Origin of the sequence: Aminobacter sp. MSH1 (assembly GCF_003071665.1) — a bacterium.
GTDB lineage: Bacteria > Pseudomonadota > Alphaproteobacteria > Rhizobiales > Rhizobiaceae > Aminobacter > Aminobacter niigataensis.
Map to the genome: position 1 here is coordinate 2,747,727 of NZ_CP026265.1, position 20,686 is coordinate 2,768,412.

The 20,686-nt window shown below is 65.1% G+C and carries 8 protein-coding genes; 7 read left to right on the forward strand and 1 reads right to left on the reverse strand.

The annotated features are described in order from the left end of the window. Nucleotides 1–71: 71 nt before the first annotated feature. A complete protein-coding gene (locus CO731_RS13610) occupies nt 72–5,543 on the reverse strand; it encodes an alpha-2-macroglobulin family protein (protein ID WP_108607570.1) in 5,472 nt (1,823 codons plus the stop codon). Between the two features lie 298 nt (nt 5,544–5,841). Here CO731_RS13610 and CO731_RS13615 point away from each other — a divergent pair, with 298 nt between their 5' ends. From CO731_RS13615 to CO731_RS13650, 7 genes are all read left to right on the forward strand, one after another. Next, complete coding sequence (locus tag CO731_RS13615) at nt 5,842–7,761, forward strand: autotransporter assembly complex family protein (protein ID WP_245439337.1); 1,920 nt, start codon at nt 5,842–5,844, stop codon at nt 7,759–7,761. Between the two features lie 5 nt (nt 7,762–7,766). Beyond that, nucleotides 7,767–11,942: a translocation/assembly module TamB domain-containing protein gene (locus CO731_RS13620; RefSeq protein WP_108607572.1), complete on the forward strand. Its 4,176-nt coding sequence runs from the start codon at nt 7,767–7,769 to the stop codon at nt 11,940–11,942. A 268-nt stretch (nt 11,943–12,210) separates the two neighbouring features. Beyond that, nucleotides 12,211–13,866: an ABC transporter substrate-binding protein gene (locus CO731_RS13625; protein WP_108607573.1), complete on the forward strand. Its 1,656-nt coding sequence runs from the start codon at nt 12,211–12,213 to the stop codon at nt 13,864–13,866. A 118-nt stretch (nt 13,867–13,984) separates the two neighbouring features. After that, nucleotides 13,985–15,022, forward strand: coding sequence for an ABC transporter permease (locus CO731_RS13630; RefSeq protein WP_108607574.1), 1,038 nt, complete (start codon nt 13,985–13,987; stop codon nt 15,020–15,022). Nucleotides 15,023–15,034: 12 nt separating this feature from the next. Further along, the gene (locus tag CO731_RS13635) at nt 15,035–16,192 is read left to right on the forward strand and encodes an ABC transporter permease (protein ID WP_108607575.1); all 1,158 of its coding nucleotides are present in this window, start codon (nt 15,035–15,037) and stop codon (nt 16,190–16,192) included. Nucleotides 16,193–16,203: 11 nt separating this feature from the next. Continuing rightward, on the forward strand, nt 16,204–18,336 hold the full coding sequence (locus CO731_RS13640) for an ABC transporter ATP-binding protein (protein ID WP_108607576.1): 2,133 nt from the start codon (nt 16,204–16,206) through the stop codon (nt 18,334–18,336). A 994-nt stretch (nt 18,337–19,330) separates the two neighbouring features. After that, nucleotides 19,331–20,683, forward strand: a complete 1,353-nt coding sequence (locus tag CO731_RS13650) for an NAD(P)-dependent oxidoreductase (protein WP_108607577.1) — start codon at nt 19,331–19,333, stop codon at nt 20,681–20,683. Nucleotides 20,684–20,686 lie beyond the last annotated feature (3 nt).

The following is a 20,686-nucleotide window of genomic DNA, read 5'->3' on the forward strand; positions in this document are numbered from 1 at the left end:
TTCCCCTCCCCCTTGTGGGGAAGGGTGAGGGGTGGGGGTATGAGGGCGCTCAACATCACTGCGAAGGCGGATCACTCCGCCTTCACCTCCATCATGCCGGTGGCCGTACGTGCCGAATATTGCGGGCGATACATGTCCTCGACATTCGCCGCCGGGTGGGCATAGACGCCCGGCGTCACTGCGCGCACGACATAGGCCAGCGTGAATTCCTGGTCGGCGCCTTCGCCGCTTTCCATGGCGGCGACGAAGCGGTCGTTGCGGAATTCGAGATGTGCGGCCTGCGTCTGCTCCAGCCACGAGAAATTCGACAGGTTGGCGCTGTTGACCAGGCCCGGATTGTCGATCTCGAAGCCTGCCGGCAGCATGTCGGCCACCACCACGCGCGACGGCCAGTCGTTGAGCTCGCTGACCTTGAGCACGACGACGAAGCGCTCGTTCTGCTGGACCTCCGTCACATTGGCTTCGCTGCCATCGAGCCGGTAGTAGGTGCGGCTGATCGTAAAGCCGTCGCCGCCTGCGGGCAGCGGTTGTGCCGGGGCGGCAACCGTCGTCACCACGGCCTGCAGCGGGTCCTTGCCGGTGTTGGCGATGGTGATCGGATTGACGAGCAGGTCGGCACCTTCGACGCGTTCGGAATAGGCGCCGCTATGGGCGGCACCGTTGACGTCGAGCGAGATGGCGTCGTTGCCGGCCTTTAGCGCGCGCGCCGCCAGCAGCATCCAGGCGTCGTCCTGGGTGCTGGTCCACTTGGCCGCGGCGCGGTCGGCCGCCACCATCTTGACCAGCGCCGGGATCACCGAGGGCACCGGCTTGCTTTCGGCGGCGAGCGCCAGCATGGCGGCACCGTCGCGCAGGCGCGAGCCATAGTCCGAGCGGTACCAGTTGTGCTCGGTTGTTGCTTTGGCAAGCTGGATTGCGGACTGGAAGGTCTGCTCGGAGCGCTGGCCGTCGCCATAGAGTGCCAGGCTGGCGCCGAGTTGGGCCACCGCCATCGGACTGGTGAAGGCTTCGAGCTTGGTGTCGGCGAAGTAGCGCAGGTCGCCGACCGAGGCCTTCTTGTTGCGTGCCAGCACGTAGAGCGCGTAGGCGATCTCCGAGCCGCGGTCCTCGACATCGACGTCGTAGCCGATCGAGTTCTGCAGGTTGTTGAGCGCCTGCATCATCGCTCCTTGGGGCACGTCGAAGTTCTTCTCGCGCGCCCGGGTCAGGAAGTCGGTGACATAGGCGTCGAGCCAGAGGTCGCCGGAGCCGGGCGACCACAGGCCGAAGCTGCCCGACGAGGACTGGTAATTGAGGACACGGTAGATCGCGCCCTGGATGCGCTCGCGCAGTTCCGGGTCGTCAGCCATGCCGGCCTCGGCGCTGAGCTCGCTGACATAGAGCAGGGGCAGTGCCCGGCTCGTCGTCTGTTCGGCGCAGCCATAAGGATAGCGGTCAAGCGTCATCAGCAGCGACGGCACGTCGAAGGCCGATGCCTGCGATACGCCGACGCTGACATGGGCGTCGTCGAGCAGGCTTGCGGCCAGCAGCTCCCTGTCGACGCGCAGCGAGGCGTTGGGCGAAAGGTCGACCACCATGCGCGTGGTCACCGGCAACTGGCCGGGCCGCACGGGGAAGGAAAGCTCCTGTTCGACCGTCAGCCCCTCCGTATTGGCGAGCCGGATCGTCAGGCCGGCAGTGCCTGCCGTCACCGGCATCAGCGGGATCTTCACCGTCTGGCGCTTGCCCGGCTCCAGCGTCACCTTCTCGGGCAGGGCGGCACTGCCGGTGGACAGGTCGCCCGTCGTCTCGGCGGTGAGCGCATAGTCGCCGGCCGGCGCATCGGTGTTGGCGATGTCCAGCGTCATCTCGGCGAAGTCGCCCGGCGCCATGAAGCGCGGCATGCCGGCCGTCAGCACGATCGGATCGCGCACGATCACGTCGCCGGTGGCGTGGCCGACCGCGTTCTTCGTCCACGCCACGCTCATCACGCGCACCGTGCCGTTGAACTGCGGGATGTCGAAGTCGACGGTCGCCTTGCCGTCGGCATCGAGCTCGACGATGCCGGAGAAGAAGGCGACCAGCTTTTCCTTGGGCGGGCTACCCTGCGAGGTCAGGGCCGCGCCGTCACCACCGGTGCGCAGCTTGCCCATGGCGCCGAGCGAACCGTCGATCAGCCGGCCATAGAGGTCGCGCAGTTCGAGCCCCAGCATGCGCTGGCCGAAATACCAGTTCTCGGGGTCAGGGGCCTTGTAGTTGGTCAGGTTGAGAATGCCGACGTCGACGGCGGCGACCGTGACATAGGCCTTGTCGCCCGCCGCAGCCCCCGTCACCGCAACCGGGATCGACAGCGTCTTGCGCGGCTCGGTCTTTTCGGGAAGCGTCAGCGCAACGGCGAGTTTCTTGTCGGCGGGATCGACCGAAAGCCATTTCAGGCCGATGGCACGGGCCGGCATGCGCGATTCCTGCGCCTCGCCCGGACGGTAGAGCGTGGCCGTCACATAGGCACCGGCGCCCCAGTCCTCGCCTACGGGAATGTCGACGGTAGCACCGCCCTCGGGGATGCTCGCGGCAATGGTCTTCAGCAGCTTTTCGGCGCCGACGGTGACCAGGAGCTCGCCGGCAAAGCGCGGCGATACCTGGAGCTTGGCAACCTCGCCGGCGGCGTATTTGTCCTTGTCGAGCGCGACTTCGAGGCCATCGGGCGTCTCGGTCGAGGTTGCCGAGACATACCAGCCGGCGTCGAACTCGTAGCTGGTCGCTGGGCCTGCCGGATCGGCCGTCTCGACCTCGAGGCGGTAGCGGCCCCAGTCGACGGGCAGCGACACCGTGGCCTTGCCGTCGGCGGTGAGGTTGACCTGGCCTGTCGCCACCGACTTGGTGAAGGTCACCGGCTCGTAGTTCCACGAGCTGCCCGAACGGTACCACTGGTAATTGCGCTCGACCTTGACCAGCGACCACTGCGCGCCGCCGAGTGCCGCGCGCTGGCCGCCGGGTTCGGCGGCGATCAGGCTGAACTTGGCGGTGCCGCCCTGCGGCACTTCCTCGCCCGAGAAGTCGGGGCGGATGCCGATCATCGTCGCCTGCGGGCGGATGCCGATGTCGAGCTTTTCCTCGACGGCACGGCCGCCGGTCTCGCGCATGCGCACCGTGAGCGCCGCGTTGACCAGTCGGGTCGTCGACGGCAACTGGTCGATGCTGACCGGGAACGTCGCCTTGCCGTCGTCGCCGACGACGGGCAGGTCGGTTAGCGGAATGCGGGTGGCTTCGCCTTCCTGCTCGTCGGCAAGGCCGAAATAGAAGCCCTTGAAGGCGTCCCACTGGCGCTTGGTCGACAGCGTCACTTCGCCTTCGAGCGCCAGGCCCGCAGCCGGCGCGCCATAGAGGAAGCGGCCGTCGATCGTGGCCTCGGCGGTTTCACCTGCGGCGATCTCGCTGCGATCGGCGGTCAGCGTGAACTCGATGCGGTCGGGCACGAAGTCTTCGACCAGGAACATCTGGCTCGAAACAGCCGGCTGCTTGGGGTCGGTGTGGATGGCGAGCGTCCAGGTGCCGCGCATGGCGGCGGAGGACAACGCAAGGTCGACGGCGTGGCCGCCCGACTTGCCGCCCTGGCTGACGATGCGCCGGTCCTCGACGCCGTCGGGACGGGTGAAGATGAAGGTCAGCGGCAAATTGTCGACGCCCTTGGCGGCATCGTCGCGCGCCAAAGCCGCCGCATGCACCGTCTCGCCGACACGGTAGATGCCACGTTCGGTCCAGGCGTAGACGTCGAGCGCGCCGGGTGCGGCGCGGCCAGTGACGCCGCGGTCGGACAGGTCGAAGCCGGCGCGCGCCATGTCGAGGAAGACGAAGTCGGCGTCACCCTGCTTCGCCATCAGCACCGCCGGTGCCATGCCGCCATTGCCGCGGGTGAGGCCCGGATTGAAGGTGGCGCGGCCCTCGGCGTCGGTCCTGGCGGTGCCGAGAATCTCGTTGTTGCGGGCAAGCAGCGTCAGTTCGGCGTCGGCGATCGGCTTGGCCGAGCCGAGCGAGCGGGCGAACACGTTGAGCCCGTCCTGGCCGGTATAGGTCGACAGACCGATGTCGGAGACGACGAACCATTGGGTCGCCTTGGACGCCCAGGTGTCGCTCTTGTCGTCGACCGGCTGGGCGGTCAGCACATAGACGCCGGGCTTGCGCTCCGGCAGCGCCTCGTCGACCGGGAAGGAGGTCGTCACTTCCTTGTTGAGTTCGTTGACGATCCCCAGTTGTCCTTCCCAGACCGGCTCGCCCATCTGGTCGGAGATGCTGGACAGGTCATAACCGTCGAGCTGGCGCAGGAACTGGTAGCCGGACAGCAACTGCGCCAGCGAGCGGTCGCCGACGCGGTAGAGCTTCATGTCGGCCGCTTCCATGTTGACCGAGACGACCGGGATGCCGCGGCGGGCGGAGGCGGGCAGCACGAAGCTGTCGCCGGTGAAGCGGGCCGACTGGGCCCGGTCCTGGACGTAGACGGACAGCACGACCGGTGCTTCGAGCACTTCGCCGATCGCCGCCGGCAGGCCGGAGCGGAAGCTGACGCGATAATGCTTGCCGTGCTCGAGGCCCTCGACGCAGATCTGCTTGTCCTTGGCCTCGATGCCCTTGGGGGCAGCGTCGTCGATGGTGACGAAGGGCGCGTAGTCGACGCCCGTCTTGACCAGCGCCTCGGAAAACTGGGCGCAGACGCGCGGCGAGGTGGTGTCGGCATCGATCGTGTGCTCGACGACGCGGAAGCCTTTCCGCGCTTTCAGGTCCTCGTATGCGGCACGCACGGACGCCGAATTGTCGAGCGCGAGGCCCGCCTCATAGGCCTGCAGCGACGGGCGGAACATGTCGCGGCGGTCCAGCCCCTGGGCCAGCAGCGACAGGTTCTCGGCGCGGCTTTTTGCGGTGCGCGACAACAGATATGCGTTGTAGGCCGCCGACGTCGCGTCGCGCTGCAGCGAGGCGGTCTCGTCGCCATTGGCCGGCTGGACGCCGATCACCGCACGGGCGAGGCGGGTCCAGATGGCGACGTCGTCCGGTAGGATGGCGACAGCGACACGGAATTTCTGCATCGCGGTGCGCGGATCGCCCAGCAGTAGAGCATTGTCGCCGGCGGCCGACAGCGCGGCCAGCCCTTCCTCGCCGATGGCCACCGAGCCATCGGTCAATGCGTTGCGATACTGGCGGGCCTCGTCGGCCATCGAAGCCGGGAAGAAGGACAGTTCGCTAGGCGCTCCGATGTCGGGATCGCCGTTGACCGGAACGACCTTGCCCCCGATCGCGCCGGTGAACGGCTTGACGACGGCGAAGTCGGACTTGAGGAAGCACCATTTCGCCTTGGTGTTGTAGGTGAAGGCGCGGCACGACGAATCACCGAGGCACGACGTCTCGCACTGGTCGAGCGTCACGTTCTGCTCGGACCTGAGGTCGAAGCCGAAATAATCGCTGTTTTCGGTGGTCACGATGCGCTGCGGCTCGGCCGCCAGCGCTCCGAATGTCCAGGCCAGAAAGAGCAGAACGAAAACCGGAAAAGCACGCGCCGCACGCATCGTCATATCCCTCCAACACCCTCGTCGTCGCTTCACGCGACATGTTCAGGCTTGCCGCCGCACAGTCAATACGGAAGCCGCCGGGCCTGGCCCAGCGCGCTAAATTGCTTGTCATGGACGCTGTGCATGGTTATTGCCCGGCCATGCGGATCGCCCCGATGAACACACCCGAATCCCTATCCCGGCTGTCATTCATTCGCCCAACCAATTCTGACATATCGATTGTGGCTGCTTTACGAAAACACAGAAACTTCATTCCAATTTTAGGATTGGGAGTTACCTTGGCTTGATGTTTGTGCGGCGTATGCGTGGAATCGACAGTCCAACAGGCGCTCGCGTGCTTTGGCGCGCGGGTGTGGCGGCGCTGTTGTCTACCACGATACTTGCCGCCGAAACGCACAAGGCGGCGGCCTTCGAAATCTTCGGCATCAGGCTCTGGGGATCGGCCGAGGAAGAAGACGCCGATGTCGTCGACCCGCTCGACTATGCCGTCACTTTCGAAGTTGTCGGCGGCGACGACGACCTCACCAAGGCGCTCGAAAACGCCTCTACGCTCAAGGGCGAGGAAGAGCGCCCGGTATCGGGTTCGCTCGGCCTGCTCGCCAAGGCCCGCAACGACCGCGAGCGGCTGATCGCCGCCCTGTTCTCCAAGGCGCGCTATGACGGGGTCGTCGACATCACCATCGCCGGCAAGCGGCTCGACGACCTGCAGCCCGACGCCGTGTTCGACGGTCCGCAGCCGATCCCCGTGACGGTGACGATCCAGCCCGGCTCGATGTTCACGCTTGGCGACGTCGTGCTCAAGGGCGACGCAGCCAACATCCGCGGCGCCGATTTCGGGCTGATCGCCGGCGGCAACGCCAATTCCGACGCTATCCTCAAGGCGGAAGCCGGGATCGTCCGCGCGCTCAAGGAAGAGGGCCGGCCGCTGGCCAAGGTCGTCGGCCGCACCATCGTCGCCGACCACGCCACCACCACGCTCGACGTCACCCTCGATGTCGCAGCGGGGCCGATCGCCGGCTATGGCGAAACCACGGTCGAAGGCACCGAGACCGTCGACCGCGACTTCACCGTCTACATGACCGGTCTCGAACGCGGGCGGCAGTATTCACCCAAGGAGATCGACGACGCGCGCAACAGGCTGCTGGCGCTCGAAGTCTTCAGCTCGGTGTCGATCAACGAGGCGCTGGCGCTCGATCCGGCCGGCGAGATCCCCATCGACGTCCGCGTCAGCGAACGCAAGATGCGCTATTTCGGCGCCGGCGCCACCTTCTCCAACACCGAGGGCGCGGGCATCGAGGGCTATTGGGGCCATCGCAACCTGTTCGGCCGTGCCGAAAAGCTGCGTATCGGCGGCTCGATCAGCCGCATCGGCGACACCACCGAACTCGGCGACCTCAACTACAATGCCGGCATCATGTTCGAAAAGCCGGGCGTCATCGGGCCGGCCTCGAAGTTCTTCGCCAACCTCAAGGCGGTGTCCGAGCATCCCGACGCCTACGACCGCTTCTCGATCGGCGGCAATGTCGGCCTGTCTTACGAACTGACCAAGGAGCAGACCGTCTCCGGCTCGGTGGCGGTCGACTATTCCGACATCGAGGATGCGCTCAATCCCGACGGCAAGCGCTACCTTCTGGTCAGCCTGCCGATGCAATATGTCTATGACAACCGCGACGACAAGCTGAACCCGACGCGCGGCTTCCGTGCGCTCGCCTATGCCGAGCCGACCTACGACGCGCTCAACGGCAACATGTTCGTCAAGCTCAAGGGCGAGGGCTCGACCTATTACGGGCTCGGCGCCGACAACCGCTTCGTGCTCGCCGGCCGCGTCGCCATGGGTTCCATCCTCGGCGCCAGCGTCGAGGACGTGCCTGCCGACCGGCGCTTCTATGCCGGCGGTGGCGGTTCGGTGCGCGGCTATGCCTATCAGGGTATCGGCCCGCACACCGACGGCAAGCCGACCGGCGGGCTGTCCTATGCCGAAACCTCGATCGAGATGCGCTACGCCTACAACGACAAGATCGGCATCGTGCCGTTCATCGATGCAGGCACCGTCTCGACCAAGCAGTTCCCCGATTTCTCGACCGTGAAGGTCGGCGCCGGCATCGGCGTCCGCTACCTTACGCCTTTCGGCCCGCTGCGCGTCGACGTGGCCGTGCCGCTCAATCCCGGTCCCGGCGACCCGAGCTACGGCATCTATGCCGGCGTCGGCCAGGCGTTCTGACCACGATGGTTATGCTGAAGAAAATCCTGCGTCTTCTTTCCATGGCGATCTTGGTCGTCCTGGCCCTGGTTATCGGTGCGGCGGCCGTTTTCACGCTGACCGCCAAGGGTCGCGAAAACCTCGCAGGGCTGATCTCGTCAGTGGCCTCCACCGACGACCAGAAGATCAAGCTGAGCGGGCTCAACGGCATCTGGTCGGGCAACCTGACCCTTGACAACCTCGTCATCGAAGACAGCGAAGGGGCTTGGCTTGCCCTGCGCGGCGTCTCGGTCGACTGGTCGCCGCTGGCGCTGCTCTCCTTCACCTTCCGCGCCGACCGCATTGCGGCCGAGCGTATCGAGGTGGCGCGCCTCCCCAAGCCGGGCACCCAGCAGGCAAAGAGCAGCAGCGGCGGCCTGTCGCTGCCGGTGGCGCTCGACATCAGGGAAATCGACCTGCCCGAGATCGCGCTCGGCGAGGTGCTCGCCGGCACTGGCATTGCCGAGCTCGCAGCCAAGGGCATGCTCAAGGCCGGCGGTTCGCCGCTCGGCATCGAGACCAGGCTCAACGTCGCCCGCAGCGACGGCAAGCAGGGGTCGGTCGATGCCGACATCGCCTTTGCGCCCGATGAAAACCGGCTGACACTGAACGTCCGCGCGGCCGAGCCTGCCGGCGGCATCATCGCCAACATCCTGAAGCTTCCCAACCAGCCGGCGGTCGACCTGGTCGTGTCGGGCGAAGGGCCTCTGGCCGACTGGAGCGGCAACGGCACCTTCGCCGTCGACGGCACTGTCGTCACCCGCATCTCCGGTACGCACAAGCTCACCGACCAGGGCAATGTGATTGCCGCCAAGGGTGACGGCGCATTCGAGGATTTCCTGCCCGCCACCCTCAAGCCGCTGCTTGCCGGCAGCACAACCTTCGATGTCGCCGGCACACGCACCACGACCGGCGGCATCGACATCGAGCGCGCCACCGTCGCCAGCAGCGCATTGACCGCCAACGCCGCCGGTTCGCTCGATCCGGAAGGGGCTGCCGACCTGTCGCTCGACGTCAAGGCCAATGAAGGGCCGATCGTGCTCAGCCTCGGCAGCGATGCCCAGCCTGTCACCGTTGCCATCAACGCCGCCAGCCTGCGCGCCCTGGGCGATGGCAAGGTGCCGGCAGTCGATTTCAGCGCCTCGCTGCTTTCGGTCATCGCCGGCAACACCGAGTTGCGCGACATCGCCGCCTCTGCTCATTCCGACGGCTTCGACATCGCCAACCGCAGCGGGCCTGTTGCGATCAAGCTTGGCGTGGCCGAGCTCAAGACCGACGTGGCCACGCTTGCGCCGCTGGTCGCCGGTCGGGTGTCGGTCGACATGGCCGGTTCGGTCAGCAAGACCGAGATCGCGGTGGATCAAGGCATCATCCGCAGCGATGCGCTCAATGGCGAGATGAACGCCAAGCTCAATCTTGGCGACCTTGCGCTCCAGCTCGGACTCAAGGCCGACGTGGTCTCCAGCGCGCTGCCGGCGGGCATCCGCATTGCGCTGGCCGAACGGACCCAGTTCTCGGCCACCGCCAGCCGCGATGCCGAGGGCGCCTTCGCTGCCAATGCCATCGAGCTCACGTCAGGCGCGCTCAAGGCACAGGGCACGGCCCGCGTGCAGGGCAGCGAGATCGACGCCGATCTCAAGGGCTCTTTCGCCGATGTCTCGCTGCTGTCGAAGGACGCCAAGGGCGCCATCGACTTCGCCTTGACGGCCAAGGGCGCGCGCACCGCGCCCGACGTGTCGCTGACGGTCACCAGCGACCGCATCGAGGCGGCAACGCGTGAAATCACCGGGCTGAACCTCAAGGCGACCGGCAAGGTCGATCCGGCCAATCCGGCTGCCAATGTCGCCCTGTCGGGCGACGTCGCCGGCCAGAAGCTTTCGGGCAGCGCCGTGCTCGCCACCGCCGACGGCACCAGCCAGATCAAGGGCCTGTCGCTTTCGCTCGGGCAGAACAAGCTGTCGGGCGATCTCGTGCTCGACACGGGGTTCGTGCCGATAGGCACCATCAACATCGACATGCCCGACATCGGCCCGCTCGCCGCACTCGCGCTGGAAACGGCCGAAGGCGACATCCGAGGCCGTATCGATTTCACCCGCAGCGGCGATGTCCCGCAGGTCAAGGTCGAGCTGACCACGGCACAGCTCAAACGCGGCGACCTCGCCGCCAATGCCGTCGCCGTCAACGCCGATGTGTTGAACTATCTCAAGGCGCCGGCGATCTCGGGAACGGTCAAGGCCAAGTCGGTCACCTCCGGCAAAACAGTCATTTCCGGCATCGATGTCGATCTCAAGCGCGATGGCGAGTGGACCGGCTTCTCCGGCGGCGCCACCGTTGCCGACATTCCGGCCAAGGCAGCCGGCCGCCTCAAGGTCGGCGGCGGTGTGACGACCATCGAGCTTGCTTCGGGCGGGGCGACCATGCGTGGCATCCGCGCTGCCATCGCCCGGCCGACCACCGTCGCGATCGCTGGCGGCACGACGACTCTCGATCGTCTGACGCTGAACCTGGGCGGCGGCACGGCGACGATCTCCGGCACTGCCGGTTCGGCGCTCAATCTCAATGCGGCGCTTGCCAACGTGCCGGCATCGCTCGCCAATTCCTTCTCACCCGGCCTCGGTGCCGCCGGCTCGATCTCGGGCACGGTCAAGGTGACGGGCGCTGCCGCCAACCCAACCGTCGGCTACGACCTGAAGGTCGCGGGCGCGGCGACGTCGCAGACCACAGGCGCCGGCTTCGGCGCCATGAACATCGGCTCCACCGGCACATTTGCGGGTGGCAAGCTCACCTTCCAGTCGACCATCGGCGATGGATCGGGCCTGGCGCTGAAGGGCGGCGGCACCGTCGTCACCAACCAGCCGGTAGCGCTCGACCTCAATTTCGCTGGCCCGGTGCCGTTTTCGTTCCTGACCCGCACGCTTGCGGCCCAGGGCATGCAACTGACCGGACAGGCCGACGTCAACGTCCAGGTGCGCGGCCCCGCCACGTCGCCGGTCATCGGCGGCAGTGTCCGTTCGTCCGGCGCGCGTCTCCTGATCGCCCAATCGGGTATCGCAATCAACGACATCAATCTCGACGTCGGCATCGGCGGTGGTGTGGCCCGCATCAACCGGCTCACCGGTGCGCTTTCGACCGGTGGTGCGCTGACGGCCAGCGGCACGGTCGGCACCGACGCGGCGCGGGGGTTCCCTGCCGACATCGCCATCAAGCTGAGCGATGGCCGCTACACTGATGGCCGCGTCGTCACCGCCAATCTCGGCGGCGACATCGCCATCAAGGGGCCGCTGGTCTCGGCGCCGGTGCTTTCGGGCACCATCAATCTTGCGCGCACGGTCATCAGCATCCCGGAAAAATTCCCCGGCGCGCTGACCGCCGTCGACGTCAAGCACAAGAACGCGCCGAAGGCCGTCGTCGCCCAGCAGGAGGCGATGCGCCCGCCGGCCAAGGCCAGCGGCGGCAGCGGCGCGCTGACGCTCGACGTCACGGTCAATGCGCCCAACCAGATCTTCGTCCAGGGGCGTGGCCTAGACGCCGAACTCGGCGGCTCGCTGCGGCTGACCGGCTCGTCGGCGTCGCCGCAGGCCGTCGGCGAATTCAAGCTGCGGCGCGGCCGGCTTTCCATCCTGGGCAAGCGGCTCAACTTCACCGAAGGCTCGGTCGGCTTCTCCGGCTCGCTGGTGCCGACGATCAACTTCGCCGCCGAGACGACCGCCGGCGATGCCACCGTCACCATCCGCATCACGGGCGAGGCCAACAATCCGAAATTCGCCTTCTCTTCGGTGCCGGCGCTGCCGGAAGACGAAGTGCTGGCGCGGCTGATTTTCGGCCGTTCGATGTCGAACCTGTCGCCGCTGCAGATCGCCCAGCTCGCCGACGCAGCGGCCCAGATGGCCGGCATTGGCGGCTCCACTTCGCTGCTTTCAAGCCTGCGCGCCACGCTCGGGGTCGACGATCTCGACATCCGCACCAACGAACAGGGCGGAACATCGGTCGCCGTCGGCAAGTACCTGAACGACCGCACCTATCTCTCGATCGAGAAGGGCGACCAGCAGGGCTCCGGCAAGGCCACCATCGACCTCAATATCGGCCGTGGCGTCAAGCTGCGGGGCCAGGCCACCGACGGCGGCGAGGCCAAGGGCGGCATCTTCTACGAACGCGAATACTGAGATCGCCGACCGCGTCTTCTGACATCATCGACACTGTGTCGTGGCACTGTCGTCGATTGTCGGGACATGGGTAGATTAGCAACGACGAAGATTCCGAATGAATCCGGCGCGCATTAGCATTTTTGCGCCAACTCTGTCGCTATCACGCGAACTGCTCTCCTCCCAAAATTGCAAACTTGGCCTTGGGAACGATGACATCCAACCGTTTTGACAACGGTAAACGGATGCGAAATGGTAACGTTACAGGCCAATTCAATGGGAGACGGAAATGACATTCTACAAGAGCAACTCTGATCTTGTTCCCGGCCACATCCGTGAGCTGGCGAAGAGCGCCGGGTCCGGGGAGATGGACCGCCGGGAGTTTCTGGCACTGGCGAGCGCCTTCGGCGCCACGACGGCGATGGCCTATGGCATGCTGGGGCTGGTCGCCCCGACCGAGGCCTTGGCGCAGGAGCCCAAGAAGGGCGGCGTCATCCGCGTTTCCATGTTCGTGAAGGATCAGAAGGATCCGCGCAGCTATGACTGGCCGGAAATGGCCAACGTGACGCGCCAGTTCCTCGAGCCGCTGGTCAAGTACACCCGCACCTTCACCTTCGAGCCGGCCCTGCTCGAAAGCTGGGAAATCAACGACGACGCGACCGAGTACAAACTCAATGTGCGCAAGGGCGCGACCTGGAACAACGGCGACGAGTTCAACGCCGACGACGTCATGTTCAACCTGCTGCGCTGGTGCGACGCTGCCGCCGAAGGCAACTCGATGGCCGCTCGCATGGGTGCGCTTGTCGATCCGGCGACGAAGAAGGCCAAGGAAGGCGCGATCACCAAGGTCGACGACCACACGATCACCATCAAGTTCCCTGCGCCGGACATCACCTTCATTCCCGGCGTCTCGGATTATCCGGGCATCATCGTCCACCGTGACTTCGAGAAGAACGGCTCCAACCTCGTCAGCCATCCGATCGGCACCGGGCCCTTCGAGCTGGTCTCCTATGACGTCGGTTCGAAGGCCGTGCTGAAGCGGCGTGAAAACGGCAAGTGGTGGGGCGGCGAAGCCTATCTCGACGGCATCGAGTTCATCGACTACGGTCCCGATCCGTCTGCTGCCGTCAACGCCTTCGAAGCGGGCGAAGTCGACACCAACTACGAAACCGTGGCCGACTATGTCGACATTCTCGACGGCCTTGGCCTGGTGAAGTCGGAAGTCGTGACTGCCGCGACCATCGTTGCGCGCTTCAACGTCAACAACAAGCCATACGAGAACCAGAAGGTTCGCAACGCGATGCAGATGGCGGTCGACAACGCCACCATTCTGCAGCTTGGCTATGGCGGCCGGGGCACGGTGGCGGAAAACCACCACGTTGCACCGATCCATCCGGAATATGTCGAGCTGCCGAAGAAGGCCCGCGACGCCGCCGGTGCCAAGAAGCTGATGGAAGAGTCGGGTCACGCGGACTTCGAGCACGACCTCATCACCACCGACGAGGACTGGCACAAGAACACCGGCGACGCCATTGCCGCGCAGATCCGCGAGGCCGGCATCAAGGTCAAGCGCACGGTGCTGCCGGGCTCGACCTTCTGGAACGACTGGACCAAGTATCCGTTCTCCATGACCACCTGGAACATGCGCCCGCTCGGCGTGCAGATCCTGGTGCTCGGCTACAAGTCCGGCGAAGCCTGGAACGAAAGCGCATTCTCCAATCCGGACTTCGACAAGAAGCTGACCGAAGCCACGGCGCAGCCCGATGTCGACAAGCGCAAGGTGCTGATGAAGGATCTCGAGCAGATCCTTCAGGACTCGGGCATCCTGATCCAGCCCTATTGGCGGTCGCTGTTCAACCACTCCGCCGCCTATGTGAAGAACCACGGCATGCATCCGACCAACGAGCACGACTTCTACAAGGTCTGGCTCGACAAGGAGGCCTAAGCGGTCCACTGTTGAAGGGGGGGACGTTCGCCGTCCCTCCCACTGTTCGCCAGGCAGTCCCGGTGATGTCGGGACCACCTGATACGAAGCCCAACCCAGTAGCAGGCAGGGGGCGACAGTGCTTTCATTCATCCTCAGGCGCCTCGGCACCATCGCGCTGACGATGCTGTGCCTGACGCTCGTCGTCTTTTTCCTGATCAACCTCGATCCCAACCTGAAGAAGCTGGCGATCAGCCAGACCGAGATGCGCTCCACCACCGAGCAGCTCGAAAGCTGGCTGCAGCGCAACGGCTACCGGCAGAACTTCTTCGTCCGCTACGGCCAATGGCTCGGCGTGATGCCGAAGCAGCCGAACATCGACCCGGCCACCGGCCAGGCCGTGCCGCGCTTTTCCTTCTGCAACGAACCGTCAGTGCCGCAATTCTCCGGCGTGCTGCAAGGCGATTTCGGCTGCTCGACCAAGTTCAAGACCACAGTTGCGTCAAAGCTGTTTCCGGCACTCGGCGCCACCGGCATCCTGATGTTCTGGGTGATGGTGACGATGGTGCCGATCGCGCTGTTGATCGGCATCTTCGCCGGCATGCGTGAGGGATCGCGCACCGACCGCACGCTGTCGGTGGCCTCGATCGCCACCACGGCAACGCCCGAATATGTCTCCGGCGTCATCTTCACTGTCATCTTCGCCTCATGGCTGGGCTGGTTCAACGGCTCGGCGGCGAGCGCCACCTCGCAGGGCATCACCTTCTACAATTTCACCCTGCCCGTGATGACGATGGCGATCTACGGCATCGGCTACATCGCCCGCATGACCCGCGCCTCGATGGTCGAGGTCATGACCCAGCAATATATCCGTACCGCCCGGCTCAAGGGACTGAGCTTCGGCAATGTGGTGGTCAAGCATGCGCTGCGCAACGCGCTGATCGCGCCGTTCACCGTCATCATGCTGCAGTTCCCGTGGCTGCTCACCGGCGTGGTCATCGTCGAGGTGATGTTCCGCTACCAGGGGTTTGGCTTCACGCTGTTCGAGGCCGCCGGCAACAACGACATCGACCTCCTGCTCGGCTGCTCGCTGGTGTCGGTGTTCATCGTGCTCATCACCCAGCTCATCTCCGACATAGGCTACGCCTATCTCAATCCCCGCATCCGGGTTCAGTAGGGAGACGGCCGCATGCAGATCGAATATATCGGCGCCTTCCAGATCTTCCTTGGCGTGCTTGCCCGCTTCTGGCCGGTGTGGCTGGCGATGGCCATCGTGCTGGCCGCCAGCTTCAATTTCCGCAAGAATCTCGGCCTCTACGGCCAGCTCTACGATTCCGGCGTCGGCATCGCCGGCTTGTTCATCTGCTTCTTCTGGCTGTTCACCGCGATCTTCGCGACCCAGGTCGCGCCGTTCGACCCGCTCAGCCAGATTCCGGTCATGAAGGATGCGCTGCCCGGCGCTGTCGAGCCGGCATCCGGGCTGACCTACCTCTTCGGCGGCGACAAGCTGGCGCGCGACGTCTTTTCGCGCATGGTCTATGGCAGCCAGATCGTGCTGATCATCGCACCTGCGGCCACCATGTTCGCGGTGATGGTCGGCATCACGCTCGGCCTGCCGGCGGGCTATTACGGCGGGCGCATCGACTCCGTCCTGTCGTTCCTCGCCAACCTCGTGCTGGCCTTCCCGGTGATCCTGCTGTTCTACCTGCTGGTCACGCCTGGGATCATGGACACGCCCATCCCCTATGCGCTGGCCGGGCTGTTCTTCCTGTTCCCGATCATCTTCTTTTCGGTGCTGTTCTACACCCGCTTCAAGGACCGGCCCGACCGCATCTATCTCCTGCTCGGCATCACGCTGTTGTTCGGCGGCTGGATCTACGCCGGCCTCGTCTTCAACGCAGATCCGTTCGGCATCGTCTCGATCGAGCCCAACCAGCTCAATATCTTCGTCGCCGTCGTCTTCGCCTCCAGCCCCGGCGTGTTCCGCATCGTCCGCGGTCTCACCATGGACATCAAGACGCGCGACTACGTGGCGGCGGCCCAGACCCGCGGCGAAACGCCGTGGTACATCATGCTGTGGGAGATCCTGCCCAATGCTCGCGGGCCGCTGATCGTCGATGCCTGCCTGCGCATCGGCTACACCACCATCCTGCTCGGCACGCTCGGCTATTTCGGCCTCGGCCTGGCGCCCGAAAGCCCCGACTGGGGCACGGCGATCAAGGATGCCAGTCGCCTGTTGCGCTCCTTCATTCATCCGGCACTGCCGCCGACAATTGCGCTGATGTCCTTCGTGCTCGGCCTCAACCTTCTTGCCGATGCGCTGCGCGAACAATCGATGAAGGACTGAGGGAGAGCGTCATGAACGAGACCGTCAGAAACGCTGCCGCCGAACCGATTATCGAGATCGAAAACCTGTCGATCTCGTTCTTCACCCGCCGCGGCGAAATCCCTGCGGTGATGGATTTTTCCTGCACCGTCATGCCGGGCGAGGCGATGGGCATCGTCGGCGAAAGCGGCTGCGGCAAGTCGACCGTGTCGCTCGGCATCATGCGCGACCTGTCCAACATCGGAAAGATCGTCGGCGGCCGCATCAAGTTCCAGGGCAAGGACATGGGCGACATGTCCGACGAGGAGCTGCGCTCCATCCGCGGCAACAAGATCGCCATGATCTACCAGGAGCCGATGGCCAGCCTGAATCCGGCGATGAAGGTCGGCCAGCAGCTGATGGAAGTGCCGATGATCCACGACAAGGTGTCGAAGGAAGAGGCTTACCAACGCGCACTGGAAATGGTCCGCTCCGTCAAGCTGCCCGACCCCGAGCGCATGATGCGCTCCTTCCCGCACCAGCTCTCCGGCGGCCAGCAGCAGCGCATCGTCATTGCCATGGCGCTGCTGTCCAATCCGGCGCTGCTTTTGCTCGACGAACCGACGACCGCGCTCGACGTCACCGTCGAGGCCGGCATCGTGCAACTGGTCAAGGGGCTCGGCAAGCAGTTCGGCACCTCGATGATCTTCGTGTCGCACAATCTCGGGCTGATCCTCGAGACCTGCGACCGCATAACGGTGATGTATTCGGGCGAGGCGGTGGAGACCGGCTCGATCAAGGACGTCTTCGATCGCATGCGCCACCCCTATACGCAGGGGCTGTTCCGCTCGATCCCGCTGCCCGGCGCCGACAAGAATTCGCGGCCGCTTGTCGCCATTCCCGGCCAGTTGCCGCTGCCGCACCAGCGCCCCAAGGGCTGCAATTTCGGTCCGCGCTGCCACCACTTCGTCGAGGGGCTGTGCAACGCCGACGAAATCCCGATGATCCCAGTAGCCGGCCATGCCGGCCATTTCAGCCGCTGCGTGCGCTTCAACGAGATCGACTGGACGGCCATGCCGCCAGGTGCCGAAAAGAAGCACGCGCCGGTCAAGCCGGGCGCGCCGGTGCTGAAGATCGACGACCTGAAGAAATACTACCGCGTCGGCGGCAGCGAAGTCTTCGGTTCGAGCGAGGGCAGGGTGGTCAAGGCCAACGAGACCATCAGCTTCGAGGCGCGCGAATCCGAGACCGTCGCCATCGTCGGCGAGAGCGGCTGCGGCAAGTCAACCTTGGCCAAGGTGCTGCTCGGCCTCGAGACGGCAAGTTCCGGCAAGGTGCTGCTCGGTAACAAGGAAATCCAGTCGACCGGCATCGAGGACCGCGACGTCGCTACCGTGTCGGCGATCCAGATGGTGTTCCAGAACCCGTTCGACACGCTGAACCCCAGCCATTCGGTGGGATCGCAGATCGTCCGTACGCTGGAAAAGTTCAAGATCGGCAAGACCGCCTCGGACCGCAAGCAGCGCATGCTGGAGCTGCTGGACCTCGTCAAGCTTCCACGCGCTTTCGCCGAGCGCATGCCGCGCCAGCTGTCGGGCGGGCAGAAGCAGCGCATCGGCGTTGCCCGTGCCTTTGCCGGCGAGGCCAGGGTAGTGGTGGCCGACGAGCCGGTGTCGGCACTCGACGTCTCCGTCCAGGCGGCAGTCACCGAGCTTTTGATGGACATCCAGCGCAAGTCGAAGACGACGATGCTGTTCATCAGCCACGACCTGTCCGTGGTGCGCTACATCGCCGACCGCGTGGTGGTCATGTATCTCGGCCACATCGTCGAGCAGGGCACCACCGACCAGATATTCTCGCCGCCCTACCACCCCTATACGGAAGCATTGCTCTCGGCGATCCCGATTGCCGATACGTCGGTGGTGAAAAAGCACATCGTGCTCGAAGGCGACATTCCCTCGGCGATGAACCCGCCGTCGGGCTGCCCGTTCCAGACACGCTGCCGCTACAAGAGCCAGGTGCCGGGCAATCTGTGCGAAACGCAGGTGCCGCCGGTGCGCGAGCTGGGCGATGGCCACCAGATCAAATGCCACCTGCCGCCAAGCGTCTTCGACGCCATGGAGCCGGTCATCAGCATGGGCAAGGGTGCTGCACCTGGCGCGCACGATGTGACGCCGGAAGCGTGAGGGGGCGAGGGGCGTGGAGAGGTTTTCCACGTTGTAGCTCCTGAATTTTCACCGTCGCGATCCTTCGCACCCCCTCTGGCCTGCCGGCCATCTCCCCCACAAGGAGGGAGATTAGTCTCGTCGCCGGCGGCGCTCGTCCTGCAACATCGCAAGGATAAGCCTTGCGATGTTGGCGATTAGCTGCGGCGCCGATGACGGCGTGATCTCCCTCCTTGTGGGGGAGATGGCCGGCAGGCCAGAGGGGGGTGCGAAGGATCGCGACGTCGGCGATTGGCTGTCACCATCTGTCACCAACCCGCGTGGATAGCCGCTCCCGCTTTTCCACACCCCTCTCCACCTCCCGTATCATTCACCTTGCGATCTTCCACGGGACCCCGGTGCGCACCGGGCAGCGGGGGGAAGCGCCGGTGCCGGGCTGGCAGGAGGTCGGATCTCCTGCTGGGTGATGAGCCCCCAAGTCCGGGCCTTGCGGCGGCTGGCGGTGAAAGCCGAGGCGACTGAGCGGGGCAAGAACACCGGGCGGGGCGCGAACGTCGCGCCACATACTAATTATCGGAAGGCACGGCCTCGCGCCCCGCTTCCCGAACTTCACTCGACAATGGCCAGACCGGAAACGGGGCGTGGCAAAGCGAGTACCTGCCTTCTCCCCCCCCGTGGGAGAAGGCGGCTGAGCGAAGCGAGGTCGGATGAGGGGTGTTGGAAAGAATGAGAGGATGCCGAAGGACACACAGAATAGCGACCAACCTGAAAGGTCCCACTCCGTCCAACACCCCTCATCCGCCCCTTCGGGGCACCTTCTCCCACAAGGGGAGAAGGCCTGGCTGCCGCCCTGCCTCTCGCAACGGAAGGGCTCACCCCAGAATCGTCAAATCCTGACCAAAATAATCATCTTATTTTTGAGCAAAATCAAATGCTTAGGCAAAAAATTGACCAATTGATAAAAAAATAGAACGTGCTACGCTTCCTCAAAACCAAAAGAAATTGGGGAACTGGAATGGCAGAAGGTCTTTTCAAGGAAGGTATCGTCGGCGGCCGCCTTGCGCCTGCACAATACGCCGACAATTTTTCCGACCTGCACCCGCCGCTCGACCATCACGAAGCGCTGGTCGAGTCCGATCGTTGCTATTTCTGCTACGACGCGCCGTGCATGCAGGCATGCCCGACATCGATCGATATCCCGCTGTTCATCCGCCAGATCTCGACCGGAAATCCGATCGGTTCGGCCAAGACCATCTTCGACCAGAACATCCTCGGCGGCATGTGCGCCCGCGTCTGCCCGACCGAGACGCTGTGCGAAGAGGTTTGCGTCCGTGAGGTTGCCGAGGGCAAGCCGGTACAGATCGGCCGCCTGCAGCGCTACGCCACCGACGTGGCGATGGAGCAGGGCAAGCAGTTCTATGAGCGTGCCGCATCGACCGGCAAGAAGGTCGCCGTCGTAGGCGCCGGACCGGCCGGTCTCGCCGCTGCCCACAGGCTCGCCCGCCATGGCCATGAGGTGACCATCCTCGAAGCGCGGCCCAAGGCCGGCGGTCTCAACGAATACGGCATCGCCGCCTACAAGAGCACGGACGATTTCGCCCAGGCCGAAGTCGACTACGTCACATCGATTGGCGGCATCGTCACCGAAAACGGCAAGGCGCTTGGGCGCGACTACCATCTCGCCGACCTTACCGCTTCATATGACGCGGTGTTCCTCGGCCTCGGTCTTGCCGGCGTCAATGCGCTGCGTGCCGAAGGCGAGGATGCGTCCGGCGTCTCCAACGCCGTCGACTTCATCTCGGTGCTGCGCCAGTCGAGCGACCTTGCCGGCCTGCCGGTCGGGCGCCGCGTCGTCGTCATCGGCGGCGGCATGACGGCTATCGACGCCGCCGTGCAATCCAAGCTGCTCGGCGCCGAGGAGGTGACGATCTGCTACCGCCGCGGCCAGGAGCACATGAACGCCTCGGCGTTCGAGCAGGATCTCGCCGCCGCCAACGGCGTCGTCATCCGGCATTGGCTGCAGCCGAAGAAGGTCATCTCCGACGGCGGCAAGGTGGTCGCCATCGAACTCGAATACACTGCGATGAAGGGCGACAAGCTCACCGGCACCGGCGAGATCGTCAGGCTCGCCGCCGACCAGGTGTTCAAGGCGATCGGCCAGAGCTTCGAGCCCTCGGCGCTCAACGGCAGCGGCCCTTCGGTTGCCATGGAAGGCGGTCGCATCAAGGTAGACGGGGAAGGACGCACGTCGCTCGCCAAGGTCTGGGCCGGCGGCGACTGCATTGCCGGAGGCGACGACCTGACCGTCTCGGCCGTGGCGCAAGGGCGAGACGCGGCTGAATCCATCAACCGCGCCCTGATCGGCTGAGGG

Coding starts and splice junctions, on each gene's coding strand:
- CO731_RS13610 (WP_108607570.1), bottom strand. CDS start 5,543: ATGACGATGCGTGCGGCGCGTGCTTTTCCGGTTTTCGTTCTGCTCTTT.
- CO731_RS13615 (WP_245439337.1), top strand. CDS start 5,842: ATGCGTGGAATCGACAGTCCAACAGGCGCTCGCGTGCTTTGGCGCGCG.
- CO731_RS13620 (WP_108607572.1), top strand. CDS start 7,767: ATGGTTATGCTGAAGAAAATCCTGCGTCTTCTTTCCATGGCGATCTTG.
- CO731_RS13625 (WP_108607573.1), top strand. CDS start 12,211: ATGACATTCTACAAGAGCAACTCTGATCTTGTTCCCGGCCACATCCGT.
- CO731_RS13635 (WP_108607575.1), top strand. CDS start 15,035: ATGCAGATCGAATATATCGGCGCCTTCCAGATCTTCCTTGGCGTGCTT.
- CO731_RS13640 (WP_108607576.1), top strand. CDS start 16,204: ATGAACGAGACCGTCAGAAACGCTGCCGCCGAACCGATTATCGAGATC.
- CO731_RS13650 (WP_108607577.1), top strand. CDS start 19,331: ATGGCAGAAGGTCTTTTCAAGGAAGGTATCGTCGGCGGCCGCCTTGCG.